General features: G+C 65.3%; 12 protein-coding genes and 1 pseudogene. 3 read left to right on the forward strand and 10 right to left on the reverse strand.

Going from position 1 to position 18,140, the window contains the following annotated elements; genetic code table 11:
- Window positions 1-15: 15 nt before the first annotated feature.
- The 5 genes from BH682_RS05325 to BH682_RS05345 all read right to left on the reverse strand — a co-directional run bounded on the left by BH682_RS05325 (window position 16) and on the right by BH682_RS05345 (window position 5,626).
- Window positions 16-1,461 carry an aldehyde dehydrogenase gene (locus BH682_RS05325; protein ID WP_075832334.1) on the reverse strand — a complete coding sequence of 482 codons (1,446 nt, stop codon included), beginning with the start codon at window positions 1,459-1,461 and terminating at the stop codon, window positions 16-18.
- Between the two features lie 4 nt (window positions 1,462-1,465).
- Complete coding sequence (locus BH682_RS05330) at window positions 1,466-2,635, reverse strand: hypothetical protein (protein WP_064688526.1); 1,170 nt, start codon at window positions 2,633-2,635, stop codon at window positions 1,466-1,468.
- 1 nt (window position 2,636) lies between these two features.
- The gene (locus BH682_RS05335) at window positions 2,637-3,824 is read right to left on the reverse strand and encodes a phosphotransferase family protein (RefSeq protein WP_007734522.1); all 1,188 of its coding nucleotides are present in this window, start codon (window positions 3,822-3,824) and stop codon (window positions 2,637-2,639) included.
- A 139-nt stretch (window positions 3,825-3,963) separates the two neighbouring features.
- Window positions 3,964-4,851, reverse strand: a complete 888-nt coding sequence (locus tag BH682_RS05340; RefSeq protein ID WP_075832336.1) for an ROK family protein — start codon at window positions 4,849-4,851, stop codon at window positions 3,964-3,966.
- 4 nt (window positions 4,852-4,855) lie between these two features.
- Window positions 4,856-5,626, reverse strand: coding sequence for a class I SAM-dependent methyltransferase (locus BH682_RS05345; RefSeq protein ID WP_003945692.1), 771 nt, complete (start codon window positions 5,624-5,626; stop codon window positions 4,856-4,858).
- Between the two features lie 173 nt (window positions 5,627-5,799).
- Between BH682_RS05345 and BH682_RS05350 the strand changes: the two genes are divergently transcribed.
- Window positions 5,800-7,014, forward strand: a complete 1,215-nt coding sequence (locus BH682_RS05350) for a glycosyltransferase family 4 protein (RefSeq protein WP_075832338.1) — start codon at window positions 5,800-5,802, stop codon at window positions 7,012-7,014.
- Here the strand turns inward: BH682_RS05350 and BH682_RS05355 are convergent.
- Window positions 6,961-8,700 carry a hypothetical protein gene (locus tag BH682_RS05355; RefSeq protein WP_075832340.1) on the reverse strand — a complete coding sequence of 580 codons (1,740 nt, stop codon included), beginning with the start codon at window positions 8,698-8,700 and terminating at the stop codon, window positions 6,961-6,963. The two genes, BH682_RS05350 and BH682_RS05355, sit on opposite strands and share 54 nt — an antisense overlap.
- 33 nt (window positions 8,701-8,733) lie before the next feature.
- Here BH682_RS05355 and BH682_RS05360 point away from each other — a divergent pair, with 33 nt between their 5' ends.
- Complete coding sequence (locus BH682_RS05360) at window positions 8,734-9,960, forward strand: lipopolysaccharide biosynthesis protein (protein ID WP_075832342.1); 1,227 nt, start codon at window positions 8,734-8,736, stop codon at window positions 9,958-9,960.
- Here the strand turns inward: BH682_RS05360 and BH682_RS05365 are convergent.
- Window positions 9,941-10,897, reverse strand: coding sequence for an ABC transporter substrate-binding protein (locus tag BH682_RS05365; protein WP_075832344.1), 957 nt, complete (start codon window positions 10,895-10,897; stop codon window positions 9,941-9,943). The genes BH682_RS05360 and BH682_RS05365 overlap by 20 nt on opposite strands.
- A 169-nt stretch (window positions 10,898-11,066) precedes the next feature.
- Window positions 11,067-12,200, reverse strand: a complete 1,134-nt coding sequence (locus BH682_RS05370; protein WP_007734539.1) for a DUF3068 domain-containing protein — start codon at window positions 12,198-12,200, stop codon at window positions 11,067-11,069.
- Between the two features lie 216 nt (window positions 12,201-12,416).
- Between BH682_RS05370 and BH682_RS05375 the strand changes: the two are divergent.
- Window positions 12,417-13,466: pseudogene (locus BH682_RS05375) on the forward strand (acyltransferase family protein); the annotation flags it as partial.
- A 23-nt stretch (window positions 13,467-13,489) separates the two neighbouring features.
- Here BH682_RS05375 and BH682_RS37180 read toward each other — a convergent pair.
- Together BH682_RS37180 and BH682_RS05385 are read right to left on the reverse strand one after the other, a co-directional pair.
- A complete protein-coding gene (locus tag BH682_RS37180; protein WP_075832349.1) occupies window positions 13,490-17,824 on the reverse strand; it encodes an alpha-(1->3)-arabinofuranosyltransferase in 4,335 nt (1,444 codons plus the stop codon).
- A 43-nt stretch (window positions 17,825-17,867) separates the two neighbouring features.
- On the reverse strand, window positions 17,868-18,041 hold the full coding sequence (locus BH682_RS05385; protein WP_003945488.1) for a DUF2613 domain-containing protein: 174 nt from the start codon (window positions 18,039-18,041) through the stop codon (window positions 17,868-17,870).
- Between the last annotated feature and the right edge of the window lie 99 nt (window positions 18,042-18,140).

Raw genomic sequence — 18,140 nt, forward strand, 5'->3', positions numbered from 1 at the left:
CAACTCCCGGGTGGGTCAGCCCACGTAGCCGGGCGGCATGAGTACGGACTTGGTCTCGCAGAAGGCTTCGAGGCCCTCAGGTCCGTTCTCGCGCCCGATACCGGAGTTCTTGTAACCACCGAACGGCGATCCGGGATCGAAGGCGTACCAGTTGATCGCGTAGGTACCCGTGCGGATCTGCGCAGCAACTTCGAGTCCGTGATCGATGTCGGTGGTCCACACCGATCCGGCGAGGCCGTAATCCGAATCGTTGGCGATCTTGATGGCCTCGTCCTCGGAGTCGTACGGGATCACCGAGAGAACGGGTCCGAAGATCTCCTCGCGTGCGATGGTCATCGAGTTGTCCACGTCGGCGAAGATCGTCGGCTCGACGTACCAGCCCTTGTCCAGGCCGGCGGGACGTCCACCACCGAGTACGACGCGCGCGCCTTCTTCCTTACCCTTGGCGATGTAACCCTCGACGCGCTCGCGCTGCTTCTCGGAGATCAGCGGGCCGAGTTGTGCTGCGGGATCGGACGGATCGCCGACGGTCATGAAGCCTGCGGCGGTCTTCATTCCCTCGATGACCTCGTCGTAACGCGAACGGGGAGCGAGGATTCGGGTCTGAGCGACACAGGCCTGACCGGTGTTCATCAGGCCGGACATGACGAGCATCGGCATTCCGGCGGCGATGTCGGCGTCCTCGAGGATGATCGCGGCGGACTTGCCACCCAGTTCGAGGGAGCAGCGCTTGAGGTTCTGCGCGGCGATGGCACCGATCTTGCGGCCGACGGCGCTGGATCCGGTGAACGTGATCTTGTCGATGCCCGCATGAGAGACCAGATATTCGCCGGTCTCGGCTCCGCCGGGGAGCACGGAGATGACGCCTTCGGGAACACCTGCCTCGGTGAAGATCTCGGCGATCACGTGGACGGAGAGAGGGGATTCGGGTGCGGGCTTGAGCAGTACGGTGCAGCCGGCGAGCAGTGCGGGGGCCAGCTTGTTGATCGCCAGGAACAGCGGGACGTTCCAGGCCAGCACGGCGGCGACGACGCCGACGGGCTCACGGGTCACCTTGGTCTGCCCGAATGCGCCGGTGCGCTTCTCTTCCCACGCGAACTTGTCGGCCAGCTCGGCGTAGTAGCCCAGCGTCGCCATCGACGGGGTCTGCTGCATCATGCCGACCATGGCGGGCGGCTGGCCCATCTCGTTGGAGATGAGCTGGTTGATCTCCGCGCTGCGCTCTTCGATCAGCTTGGCGGCCTTGGCGAGGATCGCGCCGCGCTCGGCGGGGGTGGTGCGTGACCACGGTCCCTCGAACGCCGCGCGGGCTGCGGACACGGCCGCGTCGATGTCTGCCGGTGCTGCGATGGGACAGCTGCCGACGCGCTCCTCCGTTGCGGGAGAGAACACTTCGAGTACCTGGTCGGTGGCCGGGGCCACCCATGCTCCACCGATGTGGAGCTTGTCGTAGTCAGTCATCAATTCATTCCTCGGTGTTGTCGGTCGCCGCGAGGGCATACGCGTCGTCTGCCTGTGCGGTGTCGGTGAAACTGGTGAATCCGTATTTCTCGTGCGGTCCGATGGCGGCTACCTCGAAAAGACCGGTGCCGGTGTTGGTGTTCGTGCCCTCAGCGAGAGTGAAGGACGCGAGATTGTCGACGGGGGAGAACATGCGTTGGAACGGTTCGATCTCGTGGACCTTGTGGCGGAGCCCTTGTACGACGAGTTCGCCCTGCCACATTCCGTGACGCCAGTCCTGTTCGAGCCCGTAGCCGGTGCCGATTCCGATGTAGTTGGCCAGCAACAGTTCGCAGGTGACGGTCAGGACTTCACCACCCGGCCGGTGAAAGGTGACTCTCGCCCCGGTGACGTCGCGGGTGTCGGGGCAGAACGTCAGCTCGTGTTCGGGCCGGCCGAGCCATTCGTTGTCCCTGGCTTCGTCCGGCCACACTCGCATGGCTTCTTCGACGATGCGCCTGCCCTGCTCGTCTTCCTGCATGATCACCGAGATCGTGAACTCGTCGAACTGCATGACCGCGTAGATCCAGAAGAAGTTCTGGATTCCGTCGACGGCGCGTCTGCCTTGCGGTTCGGCTTCACCGACCGGACGCACACCCCACGAGCGGTCGCGGTTCCCCCGCCACGTCTTCGGGTCGATCGCGAACTCCTCCCCGTCGACGGTGAGCGATCCGGTCCAGGTTCCGGTCTGCAGGAAGCGTGAGGTGTCGAACGTGACTCGTTCGAGTTGACGGCGAAAGTGCTTGGGCTCGAGCGCCGCCGGGATGGTGGCGTCGAAGGTGATGTCGAAGGAGAGATCGTATTCGCTGCCTGGTTCGAGGACGACGCGGAGCTTCTGCAGTCCTTCGAGCACTTCGATGCGCAAAGGTCCGACGGTGGTGTCGGTGCGGTCGGCGCCCAGAGCCTTCGACATACGAGCAACGATGTGGTCGTCACCGCGGCGCAGTACCGCGAAGGCGTCCATGACGCCGAGGTTGGGGTACTGGCCGAGTCCGACGATGAGGAACACGTCGGGGGATTCCGTGGGGTAGCAGTTGAAGTAGTAGCGGTCGTAGAAGTTTCGATCCGAGGTGGCTACGTGACGGATCGGTTCGGCGATCTGGTGAACGGGGTAGTCGTCCATCGGTGAGAGCATGTCAGGCCAACCTCTCCCAGTAGGTACCGTCCAGCATGGCGGCCAGCGAAGCGCGATGCATGATCATGTCGTCGGGGTCTTCGGGTCGCTGTGACTGGCCGAAAGCTATGGCACGGGCCTGGATTCGCCACATGATCACCGCCTGGCGAAGTGCAGCGTACGTAACGTAGAACTCCAGATCGTGTGGGGTGTGGCCGGTGATCTCGGCGTAGGTCTGCGCGAGATCCGGCAGTCGAAGGAAGTCGGGAAGGCCGGGTAGGTTCGCCAGACCGGCGATGTCCTCGAAGAACCTGTGCAGGAATGCCATCCAGCCCAGATCCATCTCCCGCGGGCCGAGAGTTGCCATTTCCCAGTCCAGTACGGCTACCGGCGCGAAGTCCTGGTACATGACGTTGCCGATGCGCGAGTCGCCCCAACAGAGCACGGCCGGCGAATCGTCCGCGGGATTGTTCTCCTCGATCCAGTCGAGGGCACGTTCGATGAGCGGTGATCTGATCCCGTCGGAGACCACCCACTCGTAGTACGCGCGCTGCTCGGCGATGTGCGCCGTGAATGCTTCTCGTGCAGTCGTTCCCGAATTCGGGAGTCGGAGGAAGTCGAAACGCTCACCAGGTTTGTCGATGGCATGCAACTGAGCCAGGACGTCGACCGAGCTGCGCTGCAGGGTCTTTCGCTGCTCGGGAGACGCTTCGGTGACCCACGATCCGAAGTTGTACGGCATGACGTCCGGTGGCACGTCGCCGGAGATGCGTTCCATCACGAAGAACGGCGCACCCAACGCGTCCGGGTCGGATTCCGACCAGTACACCGCGGGTACGGGCACCGCCGAGTGCTCGCGCACCTGAGCCATGGTGCGGAACTGGGATTCGAGGTCGTAGGCAGGAAAGACCGGCATGGTCGATTCCGTCGGTGCCACCCGAGCGACCAAGGGATGATGTTCGCCGTCCCAGGTGGCGTCGAAGAGGATGGTTTCGCTGGACATGCCGTTGGCTGCGGGCAAGGTGACGTCGGCGACGGTCACAGTGGATCCGCTCGGCACCTTGCCGGCCATCCACCGTTCCAGGCGCTCACGGAGGTCTTCGGTGTCGCGGAGGGAATCGCTTGGTCGGGCGACCTGGGCGTGATGCTCGGTTTCATCGGTCGAAGAAGCAGTCGAGGCAACGTCAGATGAGGAAGCGTCTGGGCTCACGGTCACCTCCTTCCCGTAGGCGTCACGTGCAATGCCCGTAACGGTGTGAGTCAGAACACTAAAACACGTTACAGAAATTGGGAACAGGTGGCACCCGTTTAGTGGGACTCCCTGCGGATTTATCGGGGAAGAACGCGTGTCAGATAACGGCGGTAAGCGCGAGCAAGCCCGCACCGGTCAGAGTTCCGGCGCCACCCAGCTCGGCGGGAACGATCCGGAGCCCGGCGATGAACGACAAACGGGCATGTCGGGCAGCCGCGTCGAGCATCGGTTCCCACAGCGGTGCACCCGACTGCGCGAAACCGCCGCCGATCACCACGAGGTCCACGTCCAGGAGGGCAGCCGCCGAGGCGATGGCACCACCGAGCGCCGTCCCTGCGCGGTGAAGCGCGTCCACGGCGATCGCGTCGCCGCTGCGTGCACCCTCGGCTAGTTCACGGCCGGTGTTCCCCGACCAGCCCTGGCTACGAGCCCATCGCACCGCGGACGGTCCACTTGCCACCGTCTCGAGGCAGCCGACGCCCCCGCAGCTGCACGGTTCGGCAGATCCTGGAACGACGAAGTGGCCGATGTGACCGGCGTTCCCCGTGCGACCCCGAGCAATCTCACCGCCGAGAACGATTCCTCCGCCGATTCCCGTCGAGACGACCAGGCTCAGGAGGTTCGGGGTTCCGCGTCCGGCGCCGTGGTGGAACTCCGCCAATGCCGCTGCGGCTCCGTCCATTGCGAGGGCGGTTCCGGCATCGGGAAAGACGCTGCGGACGCCCGCTACGAGCTCGAATCCCTGTGCCCACTCGGTGATGTTGATGGGAGCGACGACGCCGGCGACGGTGTCCACCGGCCCGGCGCACGCGATGCCGACACCGTCGACCTCTCGGCCGTCTGCGACTCGTTCGAGCAGCGCCGCACAGGATCCCCACGGGTCGGTCTGCGGCGTCGGAACGCTGTCGAACACGGGAACGCGGCCGTCCTCGGACACGACCCCGGCAGCCATCTTGGTACCACCGATGTCGACTGCGAGGCGCATGTCGCTATCGCTTTTCGAGAACCACGACGAGGTTGCTCACCAGGAACTCCCGCAGACCGGGGACTCGGACCATCCACCACGCCCACGACGGGTGGTAGCGCGGGATCGCGGCGAGCAATGTGCCCTGGCTGGTTCCACGGGCCCAGCGTAAGCCGTCCGTGGCGCCGACTTTGAACAACGAGACCCCGAATCTGTTCTTCGGTTCGCGTCCGGTCTTGCGTAGGTACCGCTTGGCTGCGTACTCGCCCCCCAGCGCGTGCCACGGTCCGGTTTCGTGGCCGCCGAACGGACCCCACCACAGGGTGTACGAGAGAACCATCAAGCCGCCGGGCTTGGTCACGCGCAGCATTTCCTCGGCCATCAACCACGGCTCACTGACGTGTTCGGCCACGTTGGAAGAGAAGCAGATGTCCACGGACGAGTCCAGGAACGGCAGTGCCAAACCGGATCCACGCACCGCTCCGCCCACCGTCAGACCCGCTGCGTGCATCTCCGACGGATCGGGTTCGACGGGAATGTAGCGGGCACCTGCGGCCTGGAAGACCTCCGCGAAATAGCCCGGACCGCCGCCCACGTCGAGGACGGTGAGACCGTCGAGGGATCGCCCGGTGTGACCTTCGTGCAGGTCCGAGATCAATTCGACGGAGTCGCGCGCGAGCGCGCCGTAGAAGATGTCGGGCGCGGACTGCTCGTGGCGGAAGTCGCTGAGCAGGCCGAACGAGCGTTTCAGAGTTGCCCGTCGGCCGAAAATGCGGGTCACTGCGGGCTTGGTCACGGGTAGCAACTTTAGCCACTGGGGCACCCGGTCCACGAACACCGTCAGGAGCGCGGCAATACGGACGCTCGAACAGTTAGGGTGTTCGGCAGGGTTACCGGCCGGTCAGGCGGGGCATCCCGCAGGATCGCCCGAACCGGGGTGGCCACCGACCAACTCAGGGAGTAACGCACGTGCGCGAGGTTCTGTTGCTCTGCTGGCGCGATACCGGGCATCCCCAGGGCGGTGGAAGCGAGCGTTACCTCGAGCAGGTCGGATCCCAGTTGGCCGAGCGCGGTATCAAGGTGACGCTGCGGACGGCGTCGTATCCCGGGGCGCCCGCGTCGGAGGTTCGCGACGGCATCACCATCAGCCGAGCAGGTGGACGCTTCAGCGTGTATCCCCGCGCTCTGGCTGCCATTGCCGCTGGGCGTCTGGGTTTCGGATCGCTGAAGGGCATTCGACCCGACGCGGTGATCGACACCCAGAACGGCATCCCCTTCTTCTCGAAGACCGTGGCGGGCGCACCGGTCACGCTTCTCGTCCATCACTGCCATCGTGAACAGTGGCCGGTGGCAGGCAAGCTCGTCGGTCGGATCGGCTGGTGGGTCGAATCGCGATTGTCACCGCGCACCCATCGGCGTAGTCAGTACCTGACGGTGTCGCTTCCCTCGGCGGAAGAATTGGTGGATCTCGGTGTCGAGCGCGAACGAATTGCCGTGGTGCGCAACGGTGCCGATCGGCTTCCCGTCGGCGTCGACGCGGGCGGATCCATCACCAGGGCCGAGCGTCCCACCATTTCGGTTCTCTCACGGCTGGTGCCGCACAAGCAGATCGAGGACGCACTCGAAGCGGTTGCGGCGCTGCGGCCGACGCTTCCTGGCATCCATCTCGACGTCATCGGTGGTGGTTGGTGGGAGCAGAACCTGCGTGATCGTGCCGCCGAGTTGGGGATCGGTGACGCCGTCTCGTTCTACGGTCACGTCGACGAGGCTCGTAAACATGAACTACTGGCGCAGTCGTGGATTCATCTCATGCCTTCGCGAAAAGAAGGATGGGGTCTTGCAGTCATCGAGGCTGCGCAGCACGGTGTTCCGACGATCGGCTACCGCAGTTCCAAAGGCCTGACCGATTCGATCGTCGACGGAGTGACGGGGCTTCTCGTCGGTGGCGAGCATGCCGGCGACGGTGACATCGCTGATCTGACGCAGGCTGCCGGCACCCTGCTCCGCGACCACGAACTCCGCACGGTGCTCGGCGAGAAAGCTCGCGTGTGGTCCGGCGAGTTCTCCTGGGAACAGACCGGCACCGGAGTCCTCGAGGTGCTGACTGCACACAAGGACGGTCGGTGGGTCTCAGGACTGGCCGCGCCGCGCGAGTCGAATTCGGTTCTGGTTCAGTCCGACTGAGATCAGCGCGATCACGCCCATCAGTACCCACGCGAGATGCGCGACTATGACGGCAGTTCGGGCGCCGGTCGAGGCTTCCTGTGTGGCAACGTCTCCCGGTACTCGGTAGAGCTCGAGATCGTCGTCGGCGAAGACCTGCTCCAATCCGTCGAGCGTGGTTGCCGCGTTGCCGATTTGGCCCGGTGTCCCGCGCTCGATCAGTACCCATCCGACCCCCAGATCGGCCAACTGCGTGGGACTTCCGCCGGCCAGCAGTAGGTCCTCGACCTGGGTGGCCCGGGTACCCTCGCCGCCGACAGCGCCACCGGCAACCACCAGTTGGCCGGTCTGCAGAACATCGAGAGGCAGGAAGCGTGGTGCGGGGTCGAGCACCGGCGCATCGCCGCTGTAGGGGAAGGCACGGAACATTCCGGCGGGAAGCACTGCAACGTCACCGGTTTCGTCTCGCAATTGCTCGGCCACCACGGTCCATGACCCGGGATAGTGCACGGGCTTCAACGCGCCGCCGACGCCCCACACCAGATCCGGCAGCGCCACGATCGTCACCACGACGGCGGCGATCGAGAATGCCGGGCGGGGAAGGGAGAACCGATTGCCTGCCCACATCACCGCGGCGGCGGCAGCGAGTGCGTAGAACGGTACGGCCAGCGCGACCCACTTCTGCGCGTCACGCAGCAGACCGGCGCCGGTGAACATCTCGACCGACCATCGGCCGACGTCGAGTCCCCACGGGGTGGCGCCCAGGGTCGGAGCCAGCACCGCAAACAGGGCCAGCGCGCCGAGTCCGCTGACAACGGGGTTTCGGCGTCGTCGCCACAGAGCGGGCACACCGGAGAACACCACGACTAGCAGAAGAAGTGTTCCGATCAATGCGAAGAGTGTTGTGCGAGTGGACGGTATCGCTGCCGAGTTCCAGATACCGCCGAGACCGGCGAGGCTGCCCAGCGTCGCGAGTCCCGGTTCTGCTCGGGCGGCAAAGGCGGCAACTCCCGCCGGATCGGAACCGTCGCCTGCTGCTCCGGATACGAAGGTGGCGACCAACCACGGCGAGGCGGCGACGAGGAACAGCCCGATAGTGCCGCAGACACGCCGCATGGCCGAGGTTCGGCCTCCTGGGGTGGCTACCACCACCAGCGCGGCCGTCAGAGCGAGCAGAGCGCCGGTAGATGTCAGGCCCGCGAATGCCAGTGACGCGGCCGACGCCCACCAGGACCCGGGCGTGGCTCGGCGAACTCCGATTCCGGCACACACGATCCACGGCAGTGCGGCATATCCGGTCAGCAGGCTCCAATGTCCTTGCAACAGGCGCTCGGCCACGTAGGGGTTCCAGAGCATCACCGTCGACGCGACGAGTTGTGGACCGACACCGGCCGTCGGCAGCAGGACGGCGACCATGCGCGCCGCACCCCAACCGGCGAGCCAGAGCGCCACGAGCAGGATGAACTTGGCCACCAGTCCGCCGTCGATCACGGTGCTCAACGCTGCGATCAGCGCATCCTGGGGAACGGCGCGGGCCGCGGCGTCGGTGAGTCCGAGGGCGGAGTCGGTCAGGTACGAGCGCGGCGTGCTGACGGCGTCGCGCAGCAGGAGGTAGCCGGGGCCGAGCAGCGGTCCGAGGATCAACAGTGCCAGCGCCAGGCTGTACGCCGCAGGCAGGTAACGGCGGTATCCGGCTTGCACTGTCATGACGCGCACGATACGTGGTGCATCATTACTGCCATGCCTCGCCAACCACTCGATCGCGCCGCCGCGGCCGGGGTCGGCATGGTTTTGGTGGGATCGATGACGGCCAATGTCGCGTCGTACCTGTTGGCATGGTTGGCCAGCCGATGGTTGGGGCCGGTCGGCTACGGCGAGTTCGCGAGTCTGCTTGCCGCCCAGTTGGTACTTGCGGTTCCGGCTTTGGCGTTGCAGACGGTGGTCGCCCGCGAGGCGGTGCGTGGCAAGAGCACAGATGCGTTGCGGTCGTTGGGGTATCGATGCACCGCGATCGTCGCCGTCCTCGCGGTGGCGCTCACTCCGGCGATGGCGTGGCTGCTCGACACCGGAATCGTGGCGTCGTTCTCGGCATTGGTGACTGCGCCCATGTTGGTTCTGCTGGCCACGGAGCAGGGGTTGTTGCAGGGACACGGTCGATTCGGCACTCTCAGCGCCGTACTGGCAGGGGCCGGGGTGATGAAAGTCCTTCCGGCAGTGATCGTTCTGGCTTTCGGCGGCGGAGCAGGCGCGGCATTGGTCGCGGGCGCGGCCGGAACTGCGTTGCTGGTGGCGATAGTTCGAGTGGTCGACCGAACCGTCTCGGTGAGCGCGGACCGTCCGGTGCGTATCGGCGTCGTCTCCGTGCTCGCGGCGTCTCAGGTTCAGCTCGCGCTGATCGCGTTGTCTTCGCTGGACCTGCTGATCGTCCGTGTCGTTCTCAGCGAATACGACGCCGGTGTCTACGCACTCGGCGCCGTCGGGACGAAGGTGGCGTTCTGGCTGCCACAGGCAGTGGGCGTCGTGCTGTACCCGAAGATGGCGAACCCGGCGCACTCGGCGCAGGCGGTTCGCTCGGCGTTGGCGGTGCTCGTCGGTATCGGCGCCGTCCTGGTTCTGGGGGCCGCGGTTGCCGGCCCGCTGGTGCCGATGCTCGTGGGCGACGCGTACGCCGCCGTGGCTCCGATGCTGTGGGCCTTCGCTCTGCACGGTGCAGCGCTGGCGGTACTCCAGGGTGCTTTGCTGTCCGCAATCGCGTCAGAACGCACACGAGTGGCCGTTCTGGCGTGGGCAGGACTGGCCGTGGAGGCGACGGTGATGCTGGTGTGGGCGAAGACGCCGGGAGAGTTGATCGGCGTCGCCGTGGTGGTTGCGTCGACGACGGCGTTGGCGGTGTCCGTCGCCGCAGTGCGAAGTGCCGACCGCGCCCGGCCGGCACCTCACACCGGCGTCAGTTCTCCAGACGCGTGAACAAATCGTCGAAGTAGTCGAGCGTACGCATCGCGGTGTAGACGGATCCGTAGTTGATGTTCCCGCCCGTGTAGACGACGTTGTCGCCTTGTACTGCGCGGATACGGTTCCACATCGCGCGGTCGTCGCTGACGGGATCCACGCCGGGCGCGGTGGTGACGATCATTCCGTCAGCCGAGTCGAGGGAAGTCACCAGGTTTTCGGTAGAGATCTCCTTCTGTCCCTCGACCGGCCACTGGAGCTGGACGCCGAGGTCTTCGGCCACCTGCGTGGAGATGCCCTTGCGGTTGACGCCGTTGACCTTCTGATTCACGTAGTTCAGCAGCACGATCTGCTTGCTCGCCAAGCTCGGGGCGTGACGTTCCTTCAATCCGGCTGCCTTGTCCTCGTACGCTCCGATGACCTGACGGACGTCGGGGTTCTCGGTGCGATTCAGCCAACTCGCCAGCTGATCGATGTTCTCGCGCCACGGACGCGTGAAGTCCATCGGAAGCACAGGCGCTGTCTGGCTCAACTGCTGTAGCGGCCACATGTCGGAGGCCTCACCGATGTCGGTGCAGATGATCAGGTCCGGTTCCAGCGCGAGAATTGCCTCGACGTTGACCGGTGCCTCGAACACCTGTGCCGTGGGATCGGCCGGAACCCACGGCTCGGCGGCGTCGAAGCTGTACGCGATGACCGGCAGGCCGATCGCAACGGCTGGTTCGAGGTCGAGTCTGGAGTCGATGGCGACGACGCGTTTCGGTGTCACCGGAATGTCGTAGGTTCCGAGCGAGGTCGTGACCGTGCGCATCCCGGCCGAATCGCCCTCGGTACCGGCGGACCTCGCGCAACCGGCGGCGAACAGCCCGGAGAATGCAGCCGTGCCGACAACAAATCTCCGTCGCGTCAGATCGCTGACACAGATGTGCGAACCCAGAACTGTTGATGCGGGCATGTGGCTCCTCGTGTTCGGGGTGGTCTGGACTTCCAGAAAACGCTAAGCCCGCAACCACGCGGAGGGAACGACCCGTTGCGCCAATCCGTACGCCGATCCGGCAACAAAGCCCCGAAACGCAGCAGAGCGCCCCTTCCGTGTGGAAGGGGCGCTCTGCTTACTGTCTGAATCAGTCCTTGCGCAGATCCGGACGCGGAATCACCTGAGTGTCGTCCGAGGTCCAGTCGTGCTCACCCGGAGCCGGCTCGGGCGAGCCCTGGCCGCTGGGATTCTGGTTCGTTCCGCCGTGTGCAGCGCGGGCCGGAGTTCCGCCCTTGCCGCCGCGAATGCCGAGGAAGATACCGGCGATCAGCGCGATGACACCGAGGACACCTGCCACGATCGGGACTGTGCGGCCGAACAGCGAGAGCTTGTCCATGCCGTCACGTGCCTGCTGGACCTGGTACTCGATGGTTGCTTCGTCGAAGGGCAGCGTGACCTTGAGAACCTCGACGTCGACCGAGTCCTTGTTGCGTCCGTAGTACTGGTGCAACTGCTCCTGGCCCTTGACGACGACGCCGGTCTTGGGCTCGACCCACAGGTCACGGACGTTGGTGTACCAACGCGTCATCGTGATCGGAGTAGCGCCACCGGGAACGCCCCAGGTGTCGGCGGGCAGGCTCAGCTTGTTGGTGGGGGAGTTGACGACCTTCGACAGGTCGACGGGATCGATCGTCTGCTGGAAGTGGTACACCTTCAGACCGTTGATCTCGGTCTCTTCGACGAAGTCGATGTCCTTCGTGGCGCGAGCGTTCAGGTCGAAGTAGGGGTAGCTCTTCTGTTCCGTGTTGAACGGGAACTTGTACTGCAGACCGTCGCGGGAAACTTCTTCGGCGGGCTGGTCGCTGGACGTCTGGACGGTTCCGACCGGATCGTTGGTCGGCATCGAGCTGACGCGATCGAGCGTGACGCGGTCCAGGGTTGCGGTCAGCAGTCCGGTGTCACCCTGCTTGTCGGTACGACGGACGGTCTGGCCGGCTTCGACGGTGATGATGTCGGCGTCGGACGGGTCCTGCGTGGTGACGTAGCGCTGAGCGACGATCGGCACGTTGGTGTCGACCTGTGCCTTTCCGCCGAGGAGGGCCGCCGAGTTGAGGACGCTACCGGTGCCTGTGGCGACAGTGGTCACCTCGAGGTCGAGTGGCGTCTTCTCCAGCTTGCCTACCGTGTAGGTAGGAATGAGGATGGCGATGGCCAAAAGGAAGGCACCGAGGCCCACCAGAATGCAAGGAAGTATCCGGCTCGGCCCTGAGCGTTCCGCCATGCTGTGACTCCTAACCCGTTAAGTCTTTCGAGGTTCCCCAACCGGCACAATATGAGCTGCGCAGATCGCATGGGGCCCCCGATGGACACCATGTGTGGCAGAACACTAACAGTCCACCGGCCCGGTTTGTCGCATGAGGGCATGAATTGGCCAGGCATTTTGTTGTGAGTCCCTGGTGGTTTCCCTCAATCGGCCTGGGGTGCACACTTATCCGTGATGATCAGTTCCACGAATTCCCCTCAGACGGTCCCGCCACAGGCTCGGGGCTTCGTTCCGGCTTTGGACGGTATGCGTGGATTGGCGGCGCTCGGTGTCCTCGTCACCCATGTCGCGTTCCAAACCGGTGAAGCGCAGTCCGGCGCGATCGGGCGGGCGTTCGGTCGACTCGATCTCGCCGTAGCGGTGTTCTTTGCCTTGTCCGGATTTCTCCTGTGGCGCCCCCACGCGGCAAAGGCTCGCGGAATCGGGCAGCCGCAGTCGACCGTCCGGTACTGGATCTCCCGCGCGACGCGCATTCTGCCGGCGTACTGGGTGGCAGTGGTCCTGATCCTGCTGTTCCTGCCCGGTGCCGGCGGGGGCTACCAAGTGTGGTTGGCGAATCTCGGGTTGGCGCAGGTCTTCGTGCCGTTGACACTCACCGAGGGCCTCACGCAGATGTGGAGCCTGTCGGTCGAGGTGGCGTTCTATGTTCTGCTGCCGCTGTTCGCGTATCTGATGGTGCGACTACGCGGAAACTCGGCCCGGTTCCGGCTACCGCTTCTGCTCGGGGTGTCGGTGTTGGCGCTGACGTGGGCTTTCATTCCGATCCCGACTCCGGACGCCATTCACCACGACAACTGGCTGCCGGGCTACCTGCCGTGGTTCGGCGCAGGCATGGTGCTGGCCGAGTTGGCCGTGGGCCCGTCGACGTGGATGCATCGCCTCGCGCACCGGCGGGTGCTCCTGACTTTTGTTGCGTTTGTGGCCTTCGTTCTCTCGTGCACCGATCTGGCCGGGCCCGAAGGTCTGGTGCGGCCGGAGCCGTGGCAGTACGCGATCAAGATTGCACTCGGCGCGATCATCAGCTTCTCGTTGATCGCTCCACTGGTTCTGCGCGATCAATCGCAGCATCGATTCCTGGCGAGCCCGCTGGCGCTGGCAATCGGACGCTGGTCCTACGGCCTGTTCATCTGGCACCTGGCCGTACTGAACGCTGTGTTCCCCGTGTTCGGCATAGTTCCGTTCTCGGGCAGCTTCTTCTACGTCCTGGCCCTGACGGTCGTCCTGAGCGTCGCTGTGGCCTCGGCCAGTTACGCCTTGGTGGAGGAACCGGCGCGCGTCGCGGTGACGCGCTGGGAGAAGCGCCGCCATATCGGTGAACCGGCAAAGGGCAACGCGGCCAACCCGGTCACGACCAAGGCCACCAACATCGAGAACTGAATCGCGAACGAGTCGCCCACATAGCCGCCCGGTGCTCGCCACGGTCCGGTCGAGAGCAGCGTGATGCCGATCATCGCGGCCACGCCGGCGGTGCCGACGAGAATGCGTGCGGTCCGAGCGGGGCCGAAGATTCGCAGCGCGGCAAGTCCGAGGATCGAGCACACAACTGCGATCGCCGCTCCCACTCCGCCGCCGATGACGGTGGCCGCCGCGAGCACGCCCACCCATCCTGCCGCGACGCTGCGCCACGGACGGGGTGGTGTGAGGGACTTGGGCTCTCGGCGCGTAGGGACAAGTGCCGCGAACAGCAGCGGGATCAGCAACACGAGCCCGCCGAATATGCCGAGGCGGTACCAACGGTCGCTGGGGAAGTCGATGGTGACGGTTCCCGCGGTGCCTGCCGGCACGATCCAGCCCTGCTGCCAACCGTTCACGACCACCGGCGTCAGCTCGGAACCGTCCGGCGCCGTGGCGATCCAACCGATGCTGGTGCTCTCGGGATTGACGATCAGCTGATCGGTGGACGAGTTCGTGACGGTGAGTTCGCGGTGATTCGCCGTCCACGCGGTCGATTCGAGCGGTGTATTCCGCTGCGCGGCTGAAGGACCGACCGCCGTCAGGTCGAGATTGTCGACCGAGAATGCGGGGCCTGGTTCGACGACCACTTCAGGCTGTCCCGCCGGCAAAGTCGCCGAAGCGTCCAGACCGCACACACGTGCCTCGACGGGTGCGCCGGTCCGGAGTTGCGTCGCCGTCGCCGTGATCGAGGTGGGGAATTGCTGTCCGGCAACCGAAATGGTCGGGCCATCGCCACAGGTGACGGTGACGGTGCGGTTGTCGAATGAGTCCGAGCCCTGCACTCCCGAACCGGCGATCGGGGTTCCGTCGGCACCGATGACGCCGACCTCGGCGAGGCCGGTGGGCTGCGCCTGGGCGAAGCCGAGCGCCGTCTGATCGAGGACCGGTTCCCAATCGGTGATGCTCAGGACGATCTTGTCGGTGACGAAGGGGGAGAGGGTAATTCGACTGGTTCGAGGCGTATCGTCCGAGGGTTCGGGCAGCTCTCGCACCTGCGGCCCGTTGCCGAGATTCACCGCGACGCTGGTCGGCAGCGACGGCAGGGTGCCGAGTCCCCGCGTGATGTCCAGGCCGGTGACCAGGGTGGGCTCGGGAAGATTGAGAGTCAGCGTCGGTTTCGGGCCGCCCGGTTCGGTGGTGCTCTGCGGCGCCGACCACGTGGTGCGTGCGTCGCCGTCGGTGGCAGCGAAGGCAGATCCGCGTGTGTCGCCGATGTCGCTCGAACCCGAAGCCGTGATTCGGCCGGGGACGGAAAGCAGATCTTCGAGGGCGTTGCCCTGACGCGCTCGGACAGTCAGTGTCGTTGCAACGACTGTGTTTTCGGGCACCGTGAGCGTGCGCTGGAAACGGCTCGGCTCTTCGGGTATCGCCATGAATGCATTGCTGCACCGCACGCGGTCCGTCGAGTCGGCGCAGGCGTTGCGACCGGGGAACTCCTGGCTCAGGTTCCACGCGTTCACAGATGCGCCCGTCGGCGTACTCGGCAGGACCGTGTCGAAACGGATCGGTACGGTCTTCGGCGCGCTGCGATCGGAGAAGTCTTCGACGGAGAGTTCGCTGATGCCGAACTGTGTTCCAGGCGATCCGTTTTCGGTGTGAGTCGCTGTGACGCGTACCCAAGGAGTGTTGCCACCCGGAATCGAGACGGTGATGGGCTCACCGGGACGCTCCACCTTCACCGCCGTGCTGCCGTTCGGTGTCGAGACCTCGAGCCATTTGACGGGAGCTCCGATTGCCGCGGCACTTGTGGTCAGATGAAGCAACCCACTGGAAATCGGTGTGTCGAAGTCGATCTGCAACCACTGGCCCAGTGCGCGCTCGATGCCGTTGCTGAACCAGCCGGTGGCGGGATCGCCGTCGACCGTCGACGCGGGACTGCTCGACGGTGAAGTGCCGCCCAGCTGGGTGGCATCCGAGGCGGCGCTGGAGACGGTGATCGAAGCTCCGCTCCAACGGCCTTCCACGAGAGGCGTGTTCGCAACCGGGTAGTCGGGCACCAGATTGTAGGTACGACGAGCGTCGTCAGGGGTGCGCAGGGCGGAACTGTGGTTGTCGACCTGACCGAAATCGGTTTCTCGATCGCGCGGTGTGTCGGTGACGGTGACAGAATCGACGGGCAGTCCCGCAGCTTCGGCGTCGGCGGCAAGAATCATCGGCCCGGTCCCCGGAACCAGCCCGCTTTCGTGAAGTCGCACAGACGATTCCGGCCCACCTTGTACACGCGGAACCTGGTTCAGGTCGACGGAGTACGGGCCGCTGACCGCCGGGGTGCCGTCGGGCGGGGTGACCTCGAAGATCTCGATGGCTGGGTAACCGGGCCGCAGATCGCTGTCCGCGACCAGCCCTTCGATCGGTTCGGGGCTGTCGTCTTCACCGAAGTGGGCGACTCGCTTGATCCCCGGCGAGCCTTCGACCGCCTGGTGCACGAGTATCGGTCTGGCCGAGCGCGACGTTTCGCCGTCGAGGTCGTTGCGCATCACCAGGTAGTGGATGCCCTGCCCCAGCAAGGTCTGTGCGAGGCCGTCCGACGGACGTCCGTCGGCGATGAGACGTTGCACCGAATCGAGCGCTCGGATGGCGCCGGGAGGGGTCAGCGGGACCGAGTCACGTACTGCCCACGGCGTACTCGCCAACGCCTGAAGCGGTTCGTCACGCGTCAGACCCCACACCTGGCTGCCGAAGGGCGCTCCCGGGACGACCAGGGCACGTTCGGCTTCCGATCCGGGGGAGGTGTTGTCCTCGAGCCACTGCGCCGCCTCGTTCCAGTACGAGGGGACGTCCGGATACGCACCGCGGGGAGCGAGCTTTCCCGTCCAGGCCAAGGCGGTCGAGAGGGTGAGGGCAACGAGGATCAGGCTGGTCAGTGCGACCATCGGTTCGCGCTCGGGATGGGCGAACGCGCGGCGCCATCGGGGGAGTGGAACCGATCCCGGCAGTGGCACTTTGGCCAGCAGGTGTGCGAGTCCGAGCACCAGCGGCAGACGGACCAACGGCTCGAGCTTGTGGACGTTGCGCAGCGGCGCGCCTGCCGAGTCGAGGAACAGGCGCACCGACTCCGACACCGGCGAGCTGAGTTCACCCACGTAACCCGCGGCCAGGCCGGTGATACCGACGAACAGGATGAGCGTCAGCCGGCCGCGAGCAGGCATGGACCGCATGCAGAGCCCGGCGAGGCCGGCGGCGGCAACCAGGCCGGTGGCGACGACTGCTGCGGGTTGGGTGACCAGGACGGCGCCGGCAATGCGCTCGGGGGAGACGAACGGGGTCCAACTGTCCGTGCCGCGAAGTATCTCGGCGAGCGATGCCCACTGAGTGGTGACACCGGCGGACTCGATGTAGTCGAGAAACGGTGGGCTGATCTTGCCGAGCAGAAGTAGCGGCACGATCCACCAGAGGGTGCCGAGAGCGACGAACAGCGCCCACCACGCGGTGAACGTCAGCCATGTTCGGTTGGGTTTGTGCGAGAGCCACCAGATGATCGCGACCAGGCAGGCCGCGGCGGTGGCGACGGCGTTGATCGAACCCATGAGTGCGACGGCAAGTGCGGATTGTGCGGCCAACCGCCTCAACCCCCGTGAGTGGTCAGGGAGTCCAGGGACTCCTTTTCCACGCACAGGGCCGAAGGCCAAAACCACCGGCAACAACACCCACGGCGCCAACATCATCGGAAGGGTTTCCGAGGAAATCGAACCGAGCGTGGTCAGCACGCGGGGAGAAAGAACAAAGGCAACCGCTGCGATCACGCGCGAACTACGGCTGCCGATGCCGAGAGCCTCGGCAACTCGGATGATGCCCCAGAAACCTGCGATCAGAAGCAGCGCCCACCAGATGCGCTGGGTGACCCACGGCGGAACGTTCGCCAACTCGCCGAGCGCGAAGAACGGCCCGTGCGGAAAGAAATATCCGTAGGCCTGGTTTTGAACCTGGCCGAGCGGGGCCTGACTACTCCACTGATGCGAGGCGCGTTCGAGAAAACCGAACGGATTCTGCGTCAGGTCGTACTTGGTGTCAGCGGTGATCAGACCCGGCGATTGCAGAAAAGTGAGAAGAAACGCTACGACGGAGGCGCCGAACAGCCACCGCTTCGACAGGGGCTCTGCCGACGGGGCGGTGTCTACCGAAGACACCGCTGCGTCGGCGGAAGAACGGGAACTCGCGAGGCCTGCGCTCTCAGCGGCTGCCGTACTCAACCTGGTTCAGCACGGAAGAATCTGCGTTTCCGCTGCGGTCGATCTCGGGACGAGTGTTGTCCGACGCGGCGGCCGTGACACCGAAGATGACGCCGGCACCCAGAACGGCACCGATGACAGCGCTGGCCACACCGGGGACAAGGAACTTCGTCATCGCGGATCTCCCAATTGGTCGTTAGTCGGTCGTTCGCGGTCGGACGGACTTACCGGCCCGTACGAACTGCTCGGGTCAAGGTATCACCCGCACTCGAGA

The sequence above is a fragment of the Rhodococcus sp. YL-1 genome, from assembly GCF_001942025.1.
GTDB lineage: Bacteria > Actinomycetota > Actinomycetes > Mycobacteriales > Mycobacteriaceae > Rhodococcus_F > Rhodococcus_F qingshengii.